General features: G+C 67.2%; 14 protein-coding genes. 7 read left to right on the top strand and 7 right to left on the bottom strand.

Annotated elements, in window-relative coordinates; all coding sequences use genetic code 11:
- Positions 1 to 32: 32 nt before the first annotated feature.
- Together Q9R30_RS10370 and Q9R30_RS10365 are read right to left on the bottom strand one after the other, a co-directional pair.
- Positions 33 to 980: a 3-keto-5-aminohexanoate cleavage protein gene (locus Q9R30_RS10370; protein WP_311217546.1), complete on the bottom strand. Its 948-nt coding sequence runs from the start codon at positions 978 to 980 to the stop codon at positions 33 to 35.
- A 146-nt stretch (positions 981 to 1,126) separates the two neighbouring features.
- A complete protein-coding gene (locus tag Q9R30_RS10365) occupies positions 1,127 to 2,161 on the bottom strand; it encodes a sugar-binding domain-containing protein (RefSeq protein ID WP_311217545.1) in 1,035 nt (344 codons plus the stop codon).
- Positions 2,162 to 2,292: 131 nt separating this feature from the next.
- Between Q9R30_RS10365 and glpD the strand changes: the two genes are divergently transcribed.
- The 6 genes from glpD (at position 2,293) to Q9R30_RS10335 (ending at position 9,899) form a co-directional block, all read left to right on the top strand.
- Entirely contained in the window at positions 2,293 to 3,930 is a 1,638-nt protein-coding gene (glpD, locus tag Q9R30_RS10360; protein WP_311217544.1) for a glycerol-3-phosphate dehydrogenase, read from the top strand.
- Complete coding sequence (locus tag Q9R30_RS10355; RefSeq protein ID WP_311217543.1) at positions 3,927 to 5,438, top strand: glycerol kinase GlpK; 1,512 nt, start codon at positions 3,927 to 3,929, stop codon at positions 5,436 to 5,438. Before glpD ends, Q9R30_RS10355 begins: the two co-directional genes overlap by 4 nt.
- Positions 5,435 to 6,235 carry a lipoyl protein ligase domain-containing protein gene (locus tag Q9R30_RS10350; protein ID WP_311217542.1) on the top strand — a complete coding sequence of 267 codons (801 nt, stop codon included), beginning with the start codon at positions 5,435 to 5,437 and terminating at the stop codon, positions 6,233 to 6,235. Before Q9R30_RS10355 ends, Q9R30_RS10350 begins: the two co-directional genes overlap by 4 nt.
- Positions 6,225 to 7,943, top strand: a complete 1,719-nt coding sequence (locus Q9R30_RS10345; protein WP_311217541.1) for a glycerol-3-phosphate dehydrogenase/oxidase — start codon at positions 6,225 to 6,227, stop codon at positions 7,941 to 7,943. Before Q9R30_RS10350 ends, Q9R30_RS10345 begins: the two co-directional genes overlap by 11 nt.
- Complete coding sequence (gene lipA, locus Q9R30_RS10340; protein ID WP_311217540.1) at positions 7,940 to 8,953, top strand: lipoyl synthase; 1,014 nt, start codon at positions 7,940 to 7,942, stop codon at positions 8,951 to 8,953. Before Q9R30_RS10345 ends, lipA begins: the two co-directional genes overlap by 4 nt.
- A 70-nt stretch (positions 8,954 to 9,023) precedes the next feature.
- Positions 9,024 to 9,899: a serine hydrolase domain-containing protein gene (locus Q9R30_RS10335; protein WP_311217539.1), complete on the top strand. Its 876-nt coding sequence runs from the start codon at positions 9,024 to 9,026 to the stop codon at positions 9,897 to 9,899.
- Positions 9,900 to 9,989: 90 nt separating this feature from the next.
- Here Q9R30_RS10335 and Q9R30_RS10330 read toward each other — a convergent pair whose 3' ends face one another.
- From Q9R30_RS10330 to Q9R30_RS10315, 4 genes are all read right to left on the bottom strand, one after another.
- A complete protein-coding gene (locus Q9R30_RS10330; protein WP_311217538.1) occupies positions 9,990 to 10,502 on the bottom strand; it encodes an isoprenylcysteine carboxylmethyltransferase family protein in 513 nt (170 codons plus the stop codon).
- On the bottom strand, positions 10,499 to 12,088 hold the full coding sequence (locus Q9R30_RS10325) for a serine hydrolase domain-containing protein (protein WP_311217565.1): 1,590 nt from the start codon (positions 12,086 to 12,088) through the stop codon (positions 10,499 to 10,501). Before Q9R30_RS10325 ends, Q9R30_RS10330 begins: the two co-directional genes overlap by 4 nt.
- 2 nt (positions 12,089 to 12,090) lie before the next feature.
- Positions 12,091 to 12,573 carry a hypothetical protein gene (locus Q9R30_RS10320; RefSeq protein ID WP_311217537.1) on the bottom strand — a complete coding sequence of 161 codons (483 nt, stop codon included), beginning with the start codon at positions 12,571 to 12,573 and terminating at the stop codon, positions 12,091 to 12,093.
- Positions 12,574 to 12,863: 290 nt separating this feature from the next.
- Complete coding sequence (locus tag Q9R30_RS10315) at positions 12,864 to 13,409, bottom strand: DM13 domain-containing protein (RefSeq protein ID WP_104997040.1); 546 nt, start codon at positions 13,407 to 13,409, stop codon at positions 12,864 to 12,866.
- A 204-nt stretch (positions 13,410 to 13,613) separates the two neighbouring features.
- On the opposite strand from Q9R30_RS10315, the gene Q9R30_RS10310 reads away from it, so the two are divergent.
- The gene (locus tag Q9R30_RS10310) at positions 13,614 to 15,446 is read left to right on the top strand and encodes a calcineurin-like phosphoesterase family protein (protein ID WP_311217536.1); all 1,833 of its coding nucleotides are present in this window, start codon (positions 13,614 to 13,616) and stop codon (positions 15,444 to 15,446) included.
- A gap of 248 nt (positions 15,447 to 15,694) precedes the next feature.
- On the opposite strand, the gene Q9R30_RS10305 is transcribed toward Q9R30_RS10310, so the two are convergent.
- Positions 15,695 to 17,272: a DUF222 domain-containing protein gene (locus Q9R30_RS10305; RefSeq protein WP_311217535.1), complete on the bottom strand. Its 1,578-nt coding sequence runs from the start codon at positions 17,270 to 17,272 to the stop codon at positions 15,695 to 15,697.
- Positions 17,273 to 17,510: the final 238 nt, after the last annotated feature.

Raw genomic sequence — 17,510 nt, 5'->3', positions numbered from 1 at the left:
TCGTGAAAAATAGATGGTTGGGTTTGACGTGCTCAGGTGATGTTGTAGAGGGCCCGCGCTTCTTCATAGGTTGCGATGGGCCGGCCCACCTCCCGCGCGATCTCCTGGGCCTGCTGGAGGAGCTCGAGGTTGGTGGGGTTGCGGGCCGGATCGTAAAAGAGCTCCAAGCCGGTCTTGATGTGGCCGCCGAGCTCGATGGCCCGGCGGAGGATGGCGGTGTCATCGAGGGCGCCCTGTCCCCAGATCGAGATGTACCAGGGGTGCTTGACCTTGGCTTCCTCAATCATCGTGAGGTAGTAGTAAAGGCTCTCAAGGCTCGGTTTCATGCCGTTGGTGCCGATCGGTTCCATGGCGGTGAGACCGTAGTCTCCGATGAGGTAGAAGTCCCACATGGAGCCCTGCGTCGACAGGCCCCGGTTGACGTAGTGCATGGCGTGGCGCAGGTGGCCTGGCTCGTACACGCCGAACACCATGGCCAGGTCCCGTTCGCGGAACATTTTGACCTGGCTTGCCACGCGCTGGTAGTTGAATCCGAACTCCGGTCCGGAGAGGTAGCCTTCCTCGTCTTCCTCGACGGCGAAAAGCGTCAGGCCGGTGTCCACGCAGCCGATGCGTACGTTGCCGCCCTCGTACAGGTGCGGCACGTGCTCGAGCCCGTTTTCGTGGGGCAGCAGCCGGAGGTTGTTGCAGGTGGTGGGGTACCACGTGATGTCCGGGTGCTTCTCGAGGACCCGGTCCCAGGTGCGCATGTAGTCTTTGTAGGCGTTCTCCCCGAGCAGGTCGAAGCTGGTGTTGTGCGCATGGATCGCCCCGGCGCCTGCCTCCCAGCACCTGATCGCGTCTTCCGCGATTTCCTCGTAGGTGATGGGTGTGTTCGGGTTCATCTCCTTGGTGCGGATGCCGTTGATGTGGGACTCGATAACGACCGGGTAGTCCCAGTTCGGTTTCATGTCGGCGTATTTGTCGAGGGCGGTGGACACGGTACCTCCTGCAGGTGGCGTGGCGCCGATTCACGCTAGTCAGCCGCAGGGGTGTGAATCGATATGCGCACTTCTAATGAATATGCAATCGATCATGGGACGTACGTCACACCGTTGTCAATAGGTGCCCGGTATCGCGGGCGGTTTTAGGCTTTCGAGGCGGCCGTCCGCCGCCGCGGGGTTGACTGCGCGGGCTTTAGGTCCGCGGCCGCCTTGCGGTCCGCCGAAGCCGTGTCGACAAGGAAGCGCGCGGTGGCCGCGTCCGTGACCAGCGTGTCCACCCACCCGCCGGCCGCTGCTGCCCTGATGGCCCGGTGCTTTCGGGCGCCGCCGGCTACCGCCCACCGGTGCCGGGCGTTGCGAAGCTGCTCCCGGGTGATGCCGACCACCAGGTCCTCGAGTTCCGAGTCGATCGGGTTCCCGTCGGCGTCGAGGAAGTGCAGGCAGACTTCCCCAACCGCCCCGAGTGCACGCACACGGGCGAACTGCTCGTCCGTGAAGAAATTGTCCCCCGGGCGCAGGTCCGGATCGATCTCGTCAGCGCCGATGCCCACCAGTGCCAGATCCACCGAGTCGAGCATCTGCAGTGCTTCCCGGGCATGCGGATCGCCGCTCAGCAGGAGTTCCTTCATCTCCGGGCTTGCTGCCACGCCGGGCGTCCGGAGGAAAACGGGCTGCGCCCCGGTGAGGGCGGCGAACTGCTGGGTGGACCGTGCCGTGGCGTGCTGCAGCGAGGGCGGGCCGAGGTCGCCCAGCGTTTCGACGACGTGCTTGCACCGGGTGCGCATGGGCAGCATGGTGTCGATCATCATCCGCATCGTCTTGCTCCAGGAGGTCAACGCGATCGTGCTCACCTCGAAGGCCACGTCCTGCAAAAGGGAGGCCATCGTGTGCGCCAGGTCCTTGCCCAGCTCCTGCTCGTTGTCGCTGACCGCGTCGATGATGTGGACCTCGCTGAGTCCGTACAGCGCCTCCACGCGTTCCTCAAGCTCCGCATGGATATGCGGGGGAACAGCCACCACGGTCCGCACGATCGACGCGTCCTCGGCCTGGGCCAGCAGCCTCGACACCCGGGATTGCGAAATCTGCAGACGTTTGGCGATATCCGTCTGGCGCATCTCGTGGGTATGGTAAAGGCGCGCAACCTTGATCATCAGTCGCTGCGCGTCGATGTCATTCATTGGACTCCTTCTTTTGCTCCGCCCATCTTATGGCCCCCTTGACACGTGACTTGGGGCACATGACACTTGTAAATGGAAATGCAGCTTGCAAATATTTATTCTATTGCTTATGGGGCTGGAAGGGAAGCGCTATGGAGGAGTTCAGCACTCCGTTCGACGTCGTCGTCGTAGGGGCAGGGATTAACGGCCTGGGAATCGCACGGGATGCAGCGCTCAGGGGGCTGCGGGTTGTCTTGCTCGAGCAGGATGACATCTGCAGCGGCGTCTCCGCGTGGTCCGGACGGCTTGTCCACGGAGGACTGCGGTACCTCGAACACCGCGACTTCGCGCTGGTCCGCGAATCGTTGCGTGAGCGCGAGCTCCTCTTCCGGCTTGCGCCCCACCTGGTCAAACCGCTCCGGCTCATCATGCCGCTGAGCTCGCACAGCCGCCGTCCCGCCTGGCTGATCCGGATCGGCATGTTCCTGTATGACGCCTTGTCCTTCGACAAGAAGACGCAGGGGCACGAGGTCCTGAACCGGGACGCGATCCTTCGCCGTTTCCCGGGCATTGAACCCGGCGGCCTCCGCGGGGCAGTGGTCTTCACGGACGGACAGGTTGAGTATGCGGAGCGGCTCTGCACCGAGGTGGCCCTTGCGGCAGCCGGAGCCGGCGCCGTGATCCGGACCAAGGCGCGGGTCGAGGAACCTGTCCTGGAAGGCGGACGGGTTGTCGGCGTGCGCTACCGGAACACCCTGACCGATGAAATGCATGAGGTCCGTGCACCGATCGTCCTCAACGTGGCCGGGCCGTGGATTGACCGGATCTTCCGCCGCGGCGCGCCGGACCAGCCGCGCCTGAATGGCGGCACCAAGGGCAGCCACCTGATCGTGGATCCCTTCCCGGGAGCCCCGGACGACGTCGTTTACTACGAGTCCAAGACTGACGGCCGGCTTGTCCTCGTGATCCCGTGGATGGGCCGCTACCTCATCGGAACAACGGACCTCCGGTTCGACGACGATCCCGGCGAGGCCCGTTGCGACGCCGACGAGATGGACTACCTGCTGGGCGAGGTCAATGAACTCATCCCAAGCGCAAACCTCACGCCCGCTGACGTCCTTTTCACCTATTCCGGGGTGCGCCCACTGCCCTACGCACCTGATGTGGAAGAGTGGGAGATCCCCCGGAGCCATGTTCTCCACGACCACGCCCCGGACCTGCCCGGGCTCATCACCGTGGTGGGCGGGAAACTGACCACCTATCGCCAGCTTGCCGAAGACGCGGTGGACGACGTCTTCAAGCGCCTCGGACGCAGGAGCCCGAAGTGCGTGACGGCCAGCCTCCCGCTCCCCGGGGCAGCGGGTGATTTCGGTGCTGCGCGGGCCGCGCTGGGCTGGGAAGGCCTCGACCGGCGGACGATTGAACGGCTGCTGGCCCTGTACGGGACGCGGGCACTGGACGTCATCGCCGAAGCGGACGCCACCGGTGCGGGCCACCCCGTCCTCGATCCCGCAACGGGTGCGCTGGAGGCCGAGATCCTCCTCGCCGTGCGGCGTGAGTTCGCCCAGACGCTCACCGATGTCCTGGCACGCCGGATGCTCCTGGCCTTCGAGCCGGGACATGGCCTCGACGTGGTCGGACGGGCCGCTGCAGTCATGGGTGCCGAATGCGGCTGGGACCAGGCGCGCCAGGCGGCCGAAGTCCGCGGCTACCGCGAATGGCTGGAACGGCTTGCGGTGCCCACCCGCGCCGCGCAGGGCCGGCCCGCAGTGGAGGGCTCCACGCCGTGAGCGCCCGGTACGTCCTGGCACTGGACGAAGGCTCGACGAGCGCACGTGCAGTACTGGTCTCCCTTGACGGAATGATCGTGGCGGAGGCCCGCCACCCGGTGACTCCCCTTTTCCCGAAGCCGCGGTGGGTTGAACTCGACCCCGTCGCGCTGTGGGAGGCCCAGCGGAACAGCATGCAGGCTGTCATGGCCAAGGTGGGCGCCACGACGGACGATCTGGCCGCCGTCGGAATCACTACCCACCGGGAGTCCTGCCTCCTGTGGGACCGCCGGACTGGGAAGCCCGTCCACAACGCGATCATGTGGATGTCCAAGCAGACGGACGGAATCGTCCAGCGCTGGAGTACGGACGGCCTTGACCCGGAGTTCCGGCAGCGGACCGGGCTCTTCAACGATTCCTTCTTCAGCGCGGCCAAACTCGCCTGGGTGCTGGAGAATGTGCCCGGAGCCAGGGAACGCGCCCAGCGCGGGGAGCTTGCCGCCGGCACAGTGGATACGTGGCTGCTGTGGCAGCTGACCGGAGGCCGGTCGCATTTCACGGACCACAGTGAGGCATCCCGGACGGCGCTGTTCTCCCTTGAAACACGCGACTGGGACGAGAAGCTTCTCGAGGCCTGCGGCATCCCTGCCCGCCTGCTGCCCCCCGCCCTGCCGTCCGATTCGCACTTCGGCGACATGCGGCCGGCCGACGTCGGCCTTCCGGGGACGTCCAGCGTGCCCGTCATGGCGATCATGGGTGACCAACAGGCGGGGATGTTCGGCCAGGCATGTTTTGAGGGTGGGTCGGTAAAGAACACCTACGGCACCGCCGGCGTCCTGACAGCCAACAGCGGCCAGGCCCCCGCGATCCTGGACGGCCTCACCGCCAGCGTCGGCTGGACGGCGGGCGGAACAACCGCCTATGAAATCGAAGGCGTTGTGTTCCACTGCGGCCAGACGCTGCAGTGGATGCGGGAGCGCCTGGGGATCCTTTCCGCCGATACCGACCTCGAGGAACTGGGACGGAGGGTGCCGGACACCGGAGGTGTCTACATAGTCCCGGCATTCGCCGGCCTGTGTGCGCCGCACTGGTCCCGGGACAGCAAGGCGAGCATCGTCGGGCTGACACTGGAGAGCAGCGCCGAGCATATTGTCCGGGCCGGCATCGAGGCGATGGCCTACCAGACGCGGGACAACATCGATGTGCTCGTGGCTGGGGGAAACCCGGTTCCCGAGCTTAAGGTCGACGGCGGCGCGGCGCGCAGCAACCTGCTCTGCCAGTTCCAGGCGGACATCCTCGGCGTTCCCGTGCTTCGCCCCACCGAGCTGGAGCGCACGGCGTTGGGGGTAGCCCACCTGGCCGGGATGGGCGCAGGGCTCTGGGGCCGCGACGACCTGGCGACCGGTTGGCATCTCGACCGGGTGTTCGAACCGGCGATGTCCGCGGACCGGCGCGAGGAGCTGTATGCAGGCTGGTGTGACGCCGTGAGGACCGTGACCGGGCGGAATCCGGGTCCCGGAACGCTGTGAACGGCGAGCATCCGCCGTTCGGTTCCGGCTTCATCCGGCTGGTCCGCGATCCGAAACCGCGCTCCGGCCCGGAGGACATGGAGTTCATCGCCGGGCGGCTCCGTGCGCTCTCCTCCGCCTCAGCCGGTGAGCTGAACTTCTCCTTGCCGCTTCCGACGGCGGCCTTCAGCCGCCGGGATTCGCTCCGCCCCGGGTACCCAAAAGCCCGTGACCTCCTGGCAGCGCACGGTTACGAACCGATCATCCGGCCAGTGGGGGGACACCTGGCGCTGTACGGTTTTGGTGACCTGGTGGTCCACCTCTGGGCGCCGCACCCGGACCCGCGGCGCTCGATCAAGGAACGCTTCGAATCCTTCGGCCACCACACCGCCACGGCCCTCCGGGACCTCGGGGCCGATGCGCGCATAGGTGCCGTGCCGGGCGAATACTGCACCGGCGAATTCAGCGTCAACCACGCCGGGCGCGCCAAACTGGCCGGCACCGGGCAGCGCCTGACCAAGGACGGCTATCTGTTTAGCGCCGTCGTCATGGTTGAGGATGCGGGCCCGGCCCGGGCGGCCCTTGAGGAGGCATACGCACTCCTGGGCCTCGACTTCCGCCCCGAATCCGTCGGCTGCGTTGGCGATGCCGTGCAGGGAGCCACCGTGGACGACGTCCGCGAAGCCCTGGCCGGCACGCTGATGCCCCAGCTTCAGCCGGCAGCGCGTGCCGGCTTCACGCCCACGGAGTTCCGTGCCGAGCGTGCCATCGACCCCCATTCGCCTTACACCCTGTCGGGAGCCATCCGTGTCCACTGACCACTCCGTCCGGTCCACTGTCCGGGCCCTTAAAGACCATCCGCGCGCCCGCGTCCTCATCATCGGCGGCGGCATCAACGGCGTCGGCACCTTCCGTGACCTTGCGCTGCAGGGCGTCGAGGTGGCCCTCGTAGAGCGCGGCGACTTCTGCCAGGGCGCCTCCGGGGCCTCGTCCCACATGATCCACGGCGGAATCCGTTACCTCGAGAACGGCGAGTTCCGCCTGGTGCACGAATCAGTGGTCGAGCGGAACCGGCTCCTGCGCATCGCACCGCACTACGTCAAGCCGCTGCAGACCACCATCCCGGTGTTCTCGACGTTCTCGGGGCTGCTGAACGCCCCGCTTCGCTTCATCACGCACCGCTCAGGCAAACCGCAGGAACGCGGGGCGCTCCTGGTGAAGGTGGGCCTGAGCCTCTATGACGCGTTCTCCCGGCGCGGCGGGACGGTCCCGCGGCACCGGTTCGTGGGCCGCAAACGCTCCCTGGCGGAGTTACCCGCCCTGCGGCCGGACGTTAAATACACCGCCACGTATTTCGACGCCTCGGTCCATGACCCCGAGCGGCTGACCCTGGACGCGCTCCGGGACGGACTTGAAGCCGGGCCCCACGCACGCGCCGCGAACTACGTGTCGTTCGTCGGAACGCACGACGGCGGCGCCCGCCTCCGCGATGAGCTCACCGGTGCGGAATTCACCTTCGCCGCGGACGTCGTGGTGAACATGACCGGCGCGTGGGTGGACGCGACCAATGGAGCCCTGGGATCGCCGTCGCGCTTCATGGGCGGGACCAAGGGCTCGCACATCGTCTTGGACCACCCCGGGCTGCTGGCCGCCACCGGCGGACGGGAGATCTTCTTCGAGCACAGCGACGGACGGATAGTCCTCATCTACCCCATGGGCGGCCGCGTGCTGGTGGGCACCACAGACGTGGACGCGGGGGAGGACCTCGAGCCCGTCTGCACGGACGCCGAAATCCAGTATTTCTTCGACCTCATCCGCCACGTGTTCCCCACCGTGGCAGTGGATCGGAAGGACATCGTCCATACGTTCTCCGGGGTCCGGCCCCTGCCGCGGCATGACGACACCGCCCCGGGCTTCGTGTCCCGGGACTACCGCATCGAGCGCTCTGTCCTGCCCGGAACCGACCGGCCCGTCCTGAGCATCGTCGGGGGAAAATGGACCACCTTCCGGGCATTGTCCGAGCAGGTGGCCGACGAGGTCATGGGACTGCTCGGGCGGGTGCGCTCCGTGGATACACGGAACCTGCCCGTCGGCGGAGGACGGGCCTATCCCCAGGACGACGCCGGCATCGAGGCCTGGATCGCTGCCCGCACCGGACCTCGGATCAGCGCGGACCGCGCCCGGACGCTCCTGGCCCGCTACGGCACCCGCGCCGACGACGTGCTGGCATTCCTTGCCCAAGGACAGGACGCCCCGCTGCGGAGCACCGCCGAGCTGAGCGTGCGTGAGCTCGCCTGGATGGCCGAGCACGAGCATGTAGCGCACGTCGCCGATGTCCTGATTCGCCGGACCAGCCTGGCCTTCCGCGGCCTGGTCACCGCAGAACTCGCCCACGAGGTAGGTTCGCACCTGGCGCCCTGCCTCGGCTGGGACGGCCGCCGGACCGAGCAGGAGGCGCAGGCAGCGTTGTCGCTCCTCGCCCAACGCCACCGGGCCGGCACGGCAATCTCGGGGGTGCTGCAATGACATTGGCACCTGAAGGCCGGAAGCTTTTGCGCGTTGAGCAGCGTAACTCCGCTGTCCCGGTGGAGCGGAAGCCGGAGTGGATCAAGGCGAAGGTCCAGATGGGGCCGGAGTTCGTCCAGCTCAAGAACCTGGTGAAGAAAGAGGGCCTGCACACGGTGTGTGAGGAGGCCGGCTGCCCCAACATTTTTGAGTGTTGGGAGGACAAGGAGGCCACGTTCCTGATCGGCGGGTCCGAGTGCACCCGGCGGTGTGATTTCTGCCAGATCGATACCGGCAAGCCGTCCCCGGTGGACATGTTCGAGCCCACCAAGGTGGCCCGCTCCGTGCAGGCCATGCAGCTCCGGTACGCCACCGTCACCGGGGTGGCCCGCGACGACCTCGCGGACGAGGGCGTGTGGCTCTACGCCGAGACGGTCCGGAAGATCCACGAACTGAACCCCGGCACCGGCGTCGAACTTTTGATCCCGGACTTCTCCGGCAAACCCGAACACATCAAGGCGATCTGCGACTCCGCCCCCGAGGTGTTCGCCCACAACGTGGAGACCGTGCCGAGGATTTTCAAGCGGATCCGGCCCGCGTTCCGCTACGAGCGGTCCCTGGACGTGATCACGCAGGGCCGGAACCTGGGCATGGTGACCAAGTCCAACCTGATCCTGGGCATGGGCGAAACCCGCGAGGAGATCTCCGAAGCCCTCAAGGACCTGCACGGGGCAGGCTGTGACCTGATCACCATCACCCAGTACCTGCGCCCGTCCGAGCGGCACCTGCCGGTGGACCGCTGGGTCAAGCCGCAGGAATTCGTGGACCTCCAGGACGAGGCCACCGAAATCGGGTTCCTGGGCGTCATGTCCGGCCCGCTGGTCCGCTCCTCCTACCGCGCCGGCCGGCTCTGGGCCACCGCAATGCGCAAGAAAGGCCGCGACATCCCCGCCGAACTCGCCCACATCGCCGACGGCATCCAGGACTCCGGCACCACCCGCCAGGAAGCCGCAACCCTCCTGGCCCGCTGAAACCACATCGCCTCGCCGCCGACCTGTTCCGGCTTCCCGGCCGGGGCCCTGCAGAACCGAAAGAGGAAGCATGATCCACCACGCCACCCAGCCTGCGGACCTGGCCGCCGACGTGCTGGTCCAGCTAAAACACTGGCCGGGCGCACCCTCCCTCGCCGTCGTGGGGCCCGAAGGGGTCCGGGGCTGCCATGACGAAGGACGCGTTTATCGGCTCGCTTCGGTGACCAAACTGCTCACCGCCCTTACCCTCCTCGTCGCCACAGAACAGGGGGACGCCTCGCTTGACGCTCCGGCCGGCCCCCCGAATTCCACCCTGCGCCACCTGCTGGCCCACGCCTCGGGCATTGGGTTCGAGGAGGAAAAGGTACGGGCTACGCCCGGAGCCAGGAGGATCTACTCGAACCGGGGCATCGACCTGGCCGCAGAGTATCTCAGCGCGCAGACCGGCAGGCCCTTCGAAAGTGAGTTGAGCGAGCGGGTCCTGAAGCCGCTCGGCATGGACCGGACATCGCTGGCCGGCCCGCCGTCCAAAGGAGGCATGGCACCCATCGGTGACATCGCCCGGCTTGCCCAGGAGCTCCTGCGGCCCCGCATCCTCACCAAGTCCGTGGTGGACGCCCTGTCCTCAGTTGAGTTTCAGGGGCTGGCCGGGATACTGCCCGGATTCGGCCGCCATTGGGACAACTCCTGGGGCCTCGGCGCCGAGGTGCGCGGCACCAAGGAACCCCATTGGACGAGTCCGCATAATTCCCCCGTCACTTTCGGGCATTTCGGCATGGCAGGAAGTTTCCTCTGGGTGGACCGGGAAGCGGACTTGGCCTGCGCAGCCCTGTCCACCGTCGATTTTGGGCCCTGGGCCGCACGCCTGTGGCCGGAGACATCTTCCGCCGTCCTCAAGTGTTATCGGGACCGGTTCCCACACCCCACGCCAGCCGGCAGCAGCTAAGTCCGGGCGCCGTTAGCCCGTCACCGCCCGCGTCGCCTTCATCCACTCGCTCAGCCATGGCGCCGCGCGTGGCTACCAGCGCGACGTAACCTACCGGCGGGGGAGGCCGAGGCAGCGGGGCACCCGCTGTGCGTAGTCCGGGTAGGACTCCGGAAACAGCCCGGCGAGCGTGTCCTCTTCGCTCAGCACAAACCGGTGCTTCCCCAGCAGTTCCGCGGGCAGCAGCGCGAGGACCCAGGCTGACCCGGCCATGGTTCCCGCGCCGAGCTGGATGATCCACCAGCCCACGTACATCGGGTGGCGGGTGACGGCATACGGGCCGGTGACCACCAGGTCCTCCGGCCGCTCCAGCTCGAACGGGCCGGCAGAGCGCCGCCGGCGTTCAGCCAGGGCCCAGGCATTCAGGCCGGCGCCAGTGATCACCAGTCCCGCCCCCACCATCCTGTGGACGGAACGGGGGCCGGGGAGCGGCAGTGGGCGGAGCCTGGCGAGCGCAGCATCGAGGGCCATCGCGGCCACGACGGGCGCCGGCAGCGGAAGGTTTTCGTAGACCGCCTTCACGCGTCCCGCCAGGATGCGCACGGAACCGACGCCGGCTTTCATGGCTTCAGGGTACGCCGCGGGTCTCGGTGCAGCACCCTGCTGAGCAGCCAGACTGTCCGCGGGACAGGCCACAGGATGGCCAGCCCCAGCACCGGCACCAGCGAAACGCCCACGTCCGGGAACTGGCGGACGATGACCAGCAGGTCGGTGTCGAACCGGGCGGGTGCGTAGACGAGGCAGAGCCAGAGGGCGAAGGCGTCGAGTGCCAGCGCGGCGGCGGCCCACGCCAGGGGAGCCCAACGCCCACTGCGGGCGAACCGCCGTCGTAAAAGCACCGAGAGGGACAGCCACAGGCTCAGCAGCTCCGCCAGCAGCAGCCCCAGCGAGACGGCCCAGCTGAACTGCTGTAGCCAGTCCTCGAAAACCACGGCGGGGACGGGGGAGTGCCCGTGGAGGATCCTTAGGATGTTCGTGTCGATGGCCTTAAGCCGGGACGGGGCTGCGGTGTCGTTGCCGTTGATGACCAAGGCCACGCCCAGGCGGGAGTCAGGGACCATGGCCAGATAGGTGTGGCTGTTGCCCCATTCCCCCTGGTGCTCCAGCAGCAGCGGCACGTCCCCGGCCGCCGGCGCCGGGGCAGTGGGGTCAACGGATTCCACGAGCGGCCGGGTGTACCAGCCCATGCCGTAGCCCTTCGCGCCGTCCACGGTGGTACGGGGCTCGAACATCGCCGCCACGCTCCCTGGCTCCAGGATGCGCGCTTCCCTGTTCCGGCCGCCGTCGAGCAGTGCGGCCAGCTCGCGGCCCAGGTCCTCGGCCGAGGCATACAGGGTGCTGGAGGGCATCCCCGCGGCTGGCGCCGGAACGTCGGTCCGGACCCAGAACGAGCTGAACCAGCGCGCATGGCCCTCGGCCGCGCTGTCCTCCCGGGCGGCGGCCGCCGTCGTATGGCTGTGCACCATTCCCAGCGGCGCGAAGACGTGCTGCTCCACATACTCCCCGAAGGGCTGGTTGGCGACGGTCTGCACTAAGAGGCCCAGGACGTTGTAGTTGGCGCTGGCGTAGTGGAAACGCTGCCCCGGTTCGCCGGCCAGCGGGGAGCCGGCCATTGCCCGGACTGATGTTTCGAGGGCGCTCGGGTCCTGGCTGAGGGAGGCCTCGAAGGCCGTGTCCCTCGAGGACATGCCGCTGGTCTGGTGGAGCAGGTGCCGGACCGTGATGGCCGGGGACCGGCGATCGTCCAGCGTGAACCAGGGCAGGTAGGTCCGCACCGGCTCATCCAGCCGCAGCCGCCCGGCCTCCACCTGCTGCATCACCGCGATGGCCGTCAGCGACTTGCTGGTGGAGGCCAGCAGCACCGGGGTCTGCGGCGTCATCGGCCGCCCGGCGGGGTCCGCCTTGCCGAAGGCGGCGGAGTGCACCTGCCTGCCGTCACGCACGACGGCGATCGCGGCACCGGGAATGCCGAGGGTTTCGAGCTGGTCGAGGAGGAAGGCGTCCACGGCGGCGTAGGCGTGTTGCGGATCGACGGTTTCCGTGGCGGCCGTGGCGGGAATGGTTGCGAGCGTCGCCGCGTGAGTGGCGCCAACGAGGGCCACGAGGCAGCAGAACAGGAACCAGCGCGGTGACCAGGATATTGTCCGCACGGTCACTGGCCGGGGGTAGGCGTAGCCCCGGCCTGCGGGGGACGGTCCTTAAGGAGCACCGTCCCTGCGATGATGCCCCCGGCTGCCAGGAGGGGTATCGGACTTTGCAGGATGGTGCCCAGGGCAGCCAACCCGGAGTCCGCGCTGGGCCGTGATGCCGCAAAGAGGCACGCCGCGTCGCTGGCAAGCGCTGCCGCGTATCCGGCGATGAAACACACCACGAGTGCGGGGGTTCTGTAGTCCTTGGTGAACGCCCTGACTGCGGCGTCGTACGCGAGGTATTTGAGGCCAACGACGGTGGGAACGAAGGTCAGGACGAAGAAAACGTCCACATCTTCGGGAAAATCGCTGAGGGACACGTTGGCGTTGCCCTGATAGACCCCGGCTGAATGGAACCACAGGCTGTAAAGCTGGATCCCGAGCAGGAGCGCCGAGACCATGCCGTACCGCAGTGCCGTTCCGGCCCGCGTCATCCCCAGTGCCATGGCTCAGCCCAGCGCGGCGTCAGTCGAAAGCGAACCAACTGCAAAGACTGCAAGGACGAAGGCCAGCACCATCAGGCCGGTGGCGGACCGCACGTGAGCTGTGTTTGTGCTCCGCATTGAGTCCCCCTGTGCAGCCCAGTCCATGGCAGCCGTCCATCTGCCCAAGCCAACCTTAGCGTCCTGCAGGGCAGTGACGTTCCTGGGCAGTGACGTTCCTGAGAACCGCTTAGGTGTCCACGGCGGTCCTCCATGTCAGCCACCATTGCGGAGGCCAGCTCCATGGGACCGTTTTACGTCTTCAGCTCGGCGGCGGCGAAGGACACTGTGAAGCGGGCGCACCAGATGCTGACAGAGGTGTAGTCTCCCAGCACTGTGGCTGCCGGGATGTCATAGTTCTGATCGCCCTTGTTGGCTTTGAGCGCGCCCAGGTCGAGGTAGGCGCCGTCATCGAACACATGCCAGCCCGCCAACCCTTCGATCACCGGGGCATCGCTGAGCCACACCCGGAGGTCGGGGCCATCGGAGGTATTGAGGCCCTCAAGGCGGAGGATCCGGCTCCCGTCGGGAAGCTCGAGGATCCGCACCGTTCCCGAGCTGGCGTGTTCATGGCTGATGAGCCGGCCTGTTGCCAGTTCACGTGGAACCGGGGCGGGCGCGGCGGGCGCGGGCGCTGCCGAGGGCCCAACCGATTCGGATGCAGGAGGGGCAGCAGCCGGCACATCCTCGATCACAGTTGAGCTGGTGAAGATGCGCCACGGCTGGAACAGGTATAGCCCCACGGCAACCGCGATGACAGCCATGAGCGCCACAACCGGGATGACAACACGCCGTCTCATACCACATCAACGTCCGGATCCACCGTGCCGTTCCGCGCCCGGAGGGCCAGTCCAATGCGACCTCCAGTGATCGTCCCGGTCCGAGTGGTTACGCGCCCTTCCCCTGCCTGTGACCTACCAGTGGGTAACCGTTTACCCGGTGCTGTGAGGGTGGACCTGCCGGCTGAAACCGCCGGCAGCATTCACTCAACCCGGAGGATCTTCGTGTACTTGATTGCCAGACCGTCCAAGTTCCATCCCGCCCGGCCCTTGGCCCTGACTGCCGCCACCTTGGCAGTCATTGCCGCGGCTTCCCTTCTCAACCCGTCCATCGGCAATGCCGTCGAGCCTGCCGTCGAGCCTGCCGACTGGGCTGCCACGGCATACCGCGGCAGCGTCAACGTGATCGAAGGACCGGACGAGAACCAGCAGGTGATCGACGGCGTCGCCTACGTGGACGAGGACCAGGACTCGGTGCAGGACGGCAACGAGCGGGGCCTCGCCGGGGTGACCGTATCCAACGGGCGTGACGTGGCAAAGACGGACAGCCAGGGCCGCTATGAGCTGCCTGCGTTCGACAACATGACCGTGTCCGTGACCCAGCCGCGCGGCTACCAGGTTCCGGTGGATGCGGACAACGTGGCCCAGTTCTTCTACCACCACCTGCCCGCGGGTTCCCCGGAGCTGAAGTTCGGCGGCCTCGAGCCCACCGGACCGCTGCCTGACCAAGTGAACTTCCCGCTGGCCAAGAGCGGCCTGACCCAGTCGCCGGAGCAGCACTGCGTCATCGGCGGCGACGTCCAGACCTACGACCAGGACGAGGTGGAGTACGCCCGCACCGGCGCCTTCACCGACCTCGCCGCTCGCACGGACTACGCAGGCTGCGGCGCGCTGTTCATCGGTGACGTGGTGGGCGATGACCTCTCGCTGTATCCGCAGACCCGGGAGCTGGCGGGCATGCTGAACGGCCCGGCACGCTTCCTGCCCGGCAACCACGACCTCGACTTCGATGCCACCAGCAGCGAGCACACGTTCGATACGTTCAGGGCCAAGCTCGGCCCGGAGTACTACTCCTACGACGCCGGCAAGGCCCACGTCGTCGCGCTGAACACCGTGGAATTCCCCACCAAGCAGCCGGCCGCCAAGGGCGACTACACCGGTTCGCTGGATGAGCGGCAGCTTGAATGGCTGCGCAACGACATTGCCCAGGTGCCGGAGAACCAGCTGATTGTCCTGGCCGCCCACATTCCGCTGCTGGATTACGCGGACCAGGGCAGCAGCAAGCACCAGGTGGCGCAGGTCAAGGAGGTCTACGAGATCCTCGAAGGCCGCGAGGTGGTGGCGCTCGGCGGGCACACCCACAGCATCGAGAACCTCCGCGAAGGCGACTCCCTGGCGGGCTGGTCCGAGCTGTTCGGCATCGACGCCCTGCCGTTCACCCACATCACCGCCGGCGCCATTTCCGGCGACTGGTACTCCGGACGCCAGACCGCTGAAGGCTACCCGCTCGCGTACCAGCGCGATGGCGGCCTGCCGGGAGTGCTGACCCTGGACATCAAGAACACCGAGTTCCAGGTGCGCTTCTCCGTCCGCGGCGAGGACGAGTCACTGCAGATGTCCCTGGGCCTGAACACCCCGCGCTACCGCGAGTGGTACGCCCGGAACCTCGCCAACAAGGGCAGCGCCCCCGCGTTCGCTGATCCGATGACGGTTTCCCGTGAGGACCTGGCCAACACCACATGGCTGACCACCAACTTCTGGATGGGCAGCACCGGCTCCGCAGTGAAGGTCCAGCTTGACGGCGGCGAGACGGTTGAGGCGGTACGTACCCAACAGATGCAGGGCGAAGGCCAGTTGGCCGGTGCTGAGTACTCTGACCCGGTGGCCGTCCAGGAGCAGTTGGTCAACGGCGGAAGCCTGGCCGACCGCATGATGCACCTGTGGCGGCTGCAGCTGCCCGCGGACCTGGCAGCAGGCGAGCACACGGCCACGGTCACTGCCACTGATGCCTACGGCCGGACGTTCACGGAGACCCTGGCGTTCCGGGTCGCCGGATAGCGGTTACACGCAGCACCGCGGCTTAGCAGAGAGAGAAAGGCCCTGGCACGGTTCGTGCCAGGGCTTTTCTCTGTCTGGACTCACGACGGCGGCGCCTGCGTTGGGCGCGGCAGGCAATCTCCGTGCACGGTAGGGCCAGCCCACGCGGGGGGCAGGCGTGCTCCGCATGGCGCGCGGCGCCGTCGTGCTTGCCCGTAAACCAAGCCTCAGCACATGGTTGGAGCACCTTGACTTGAACACGTGGCCCATCATCCTGACAAGAGCCGGAGCAGCAGCCCTTCCAGCGCACTGATTTCCGGTGGCAGGATGCCCGGCGGCCATTGAGGTGGTTCGCGGTCGGGTTGTTCGGCTTGGTACTGCTGCCCTGTGGGTGACGTCCAGCCGGGCGGTTCGTCCTTGGCAGCCGGCGTCGGTTCCCAGCCGCTGTTGTGTTTGAGCCGGTGATGTTTTGGGCAGACCTGTGCCAGGTTGCTGATTCCGGTGCTTCCGCCGTGTTGCCAGGCCTTGAGGTGGTCGATTTCGTTGTCGAGGGCGTTGTTGCTGCAGCCGGGGAAAGCACATTTGCCGTCCCGAAGATGCAGCGCTTTCCTCATGGCTTTGGTGAGTCGATAACTGGTGCGACCGATTTCCAGTGGTGTTCCGTCGCTCGGGTCAAGCAGGACGCGGCGGAATGACTCGGCACCCGCGGAGAGGAGTTGGCGGGCCATCGAGGCGGGGATGGGGCCGTAGCCGTCGAGCACGGCGGGTTCGCCGGTGAGTCCGAGAAGGGCGAAGAACGGAACGGTCACAAGCACGTCGGCGCGGGGAGTGGGGACCTTCGCGGCATCCGCCGGTGCCCGGTTGCCATGGCTGCCGGGATGGTCGCTAATGCCCGGGTCTGTTGCGGGTTCGTCGGAGCCGACGACTGTGGCCAGGCCGAGCATGTCCTCCGGCGCATCGCCCAAGACGTAACCGGTGCCGGTGGGCCCCGGGGCTATGGCGCCGCGGTAGGTGAGGAGCCGGTGGATGAGGATGTCGGGCCGGAGTTGGGCGAGGGTGCGGGGTTCGTTGGGGCCTTGGAGGCTTCGGGCGGTTGCGGTGAGGTCGTTCCAGACCGCCAGCGCTTGGTCGGCGGGCAGGTATGAAGCGATCCAGGCCATCCCGTCACGGTCCGGCGTGAATTCCACGCGCCGATCGGCCACGCCCTTGCGGTGGCGTTTCTCGATCGACTCCGGGTGATGGCGTTCCCGCCAGCCCCGCACCTTTGCCCGTAACCGGGCCGGCACCAGTTCCGGGGCGGGGCAACCCCGGGCCGGATTGGGTGCGTCGGGGTCGAGGAAGTGCTCCACCAGCGCGGCTGCGGCGGCGTGGTCCAAGCCCTCAGTTTCGTCGGCAAAAATCCGGGCCTGCTGCCAGGAGAGGCTGCCGGCGGACAGGGCGTCCATGACCGGCGGCATTGCACACACCTGCCGGGACTGGGTGACGAACGCGGACGCGGCACCGGAGCTGATGGTGAGGATCCCGGCGATTTCCTCAACAGTGGAGATCTCGGCGTAGGTCCGGTCGTGCAGGGGCGCGTCCGGCGGGGTCATGGCGTGCTGCAGGTCCATCGCTTCGGTGGCGGACCGCACCTTCCGCGCCGAGGCCTGGGACTCCAGCTTCTTCTCCAGCCCCATCCGCTCGAGCCGGATTTCGTACGCCCGCTGCAATACATCGACTCCGTCCCCAGCGGTACCCGAGGCTCCGGCAGAAGCGAGGGCGGCGTCCTCGGCATCAAGCGCGGCGAGCGCAGCAACGGTGGCGTAGATAGCCTCCACGCCCGTCCCGGTTCCCGCTCCGTTTTCCACAGGAATATCGTCTAACGGGGGTACGACATTTTGGTCGACCCTCACTGGACGGGGCCAAAGCAGCAGACCTGGGGGCCAGGCAGGGTCCGCCCAAGCGGAGCACACGCCCGCGCTCTCAAAGTGCGTTCCGCCGTCGTACTTCTCCCAAAAGCGCAACCGTTGTTGCCCTGGCGGGTGCGGTGGCAGGATGATCGAAAGTGTTGGGCTCCTGCCGGCCAGGCGGGCTGGAAGAACGACG

This window comes from Arthrobacter sp. AB6 (assembly GCF_031844545.1).
Lineage (GTDB): Bacteria > Actinomycetota > Actinomycetes > Actinomycetales > Micrococcaceae > Arthrobacter.
This window is presented reverse-complemented; position numbering and strand designations above follow the sequence as displayed.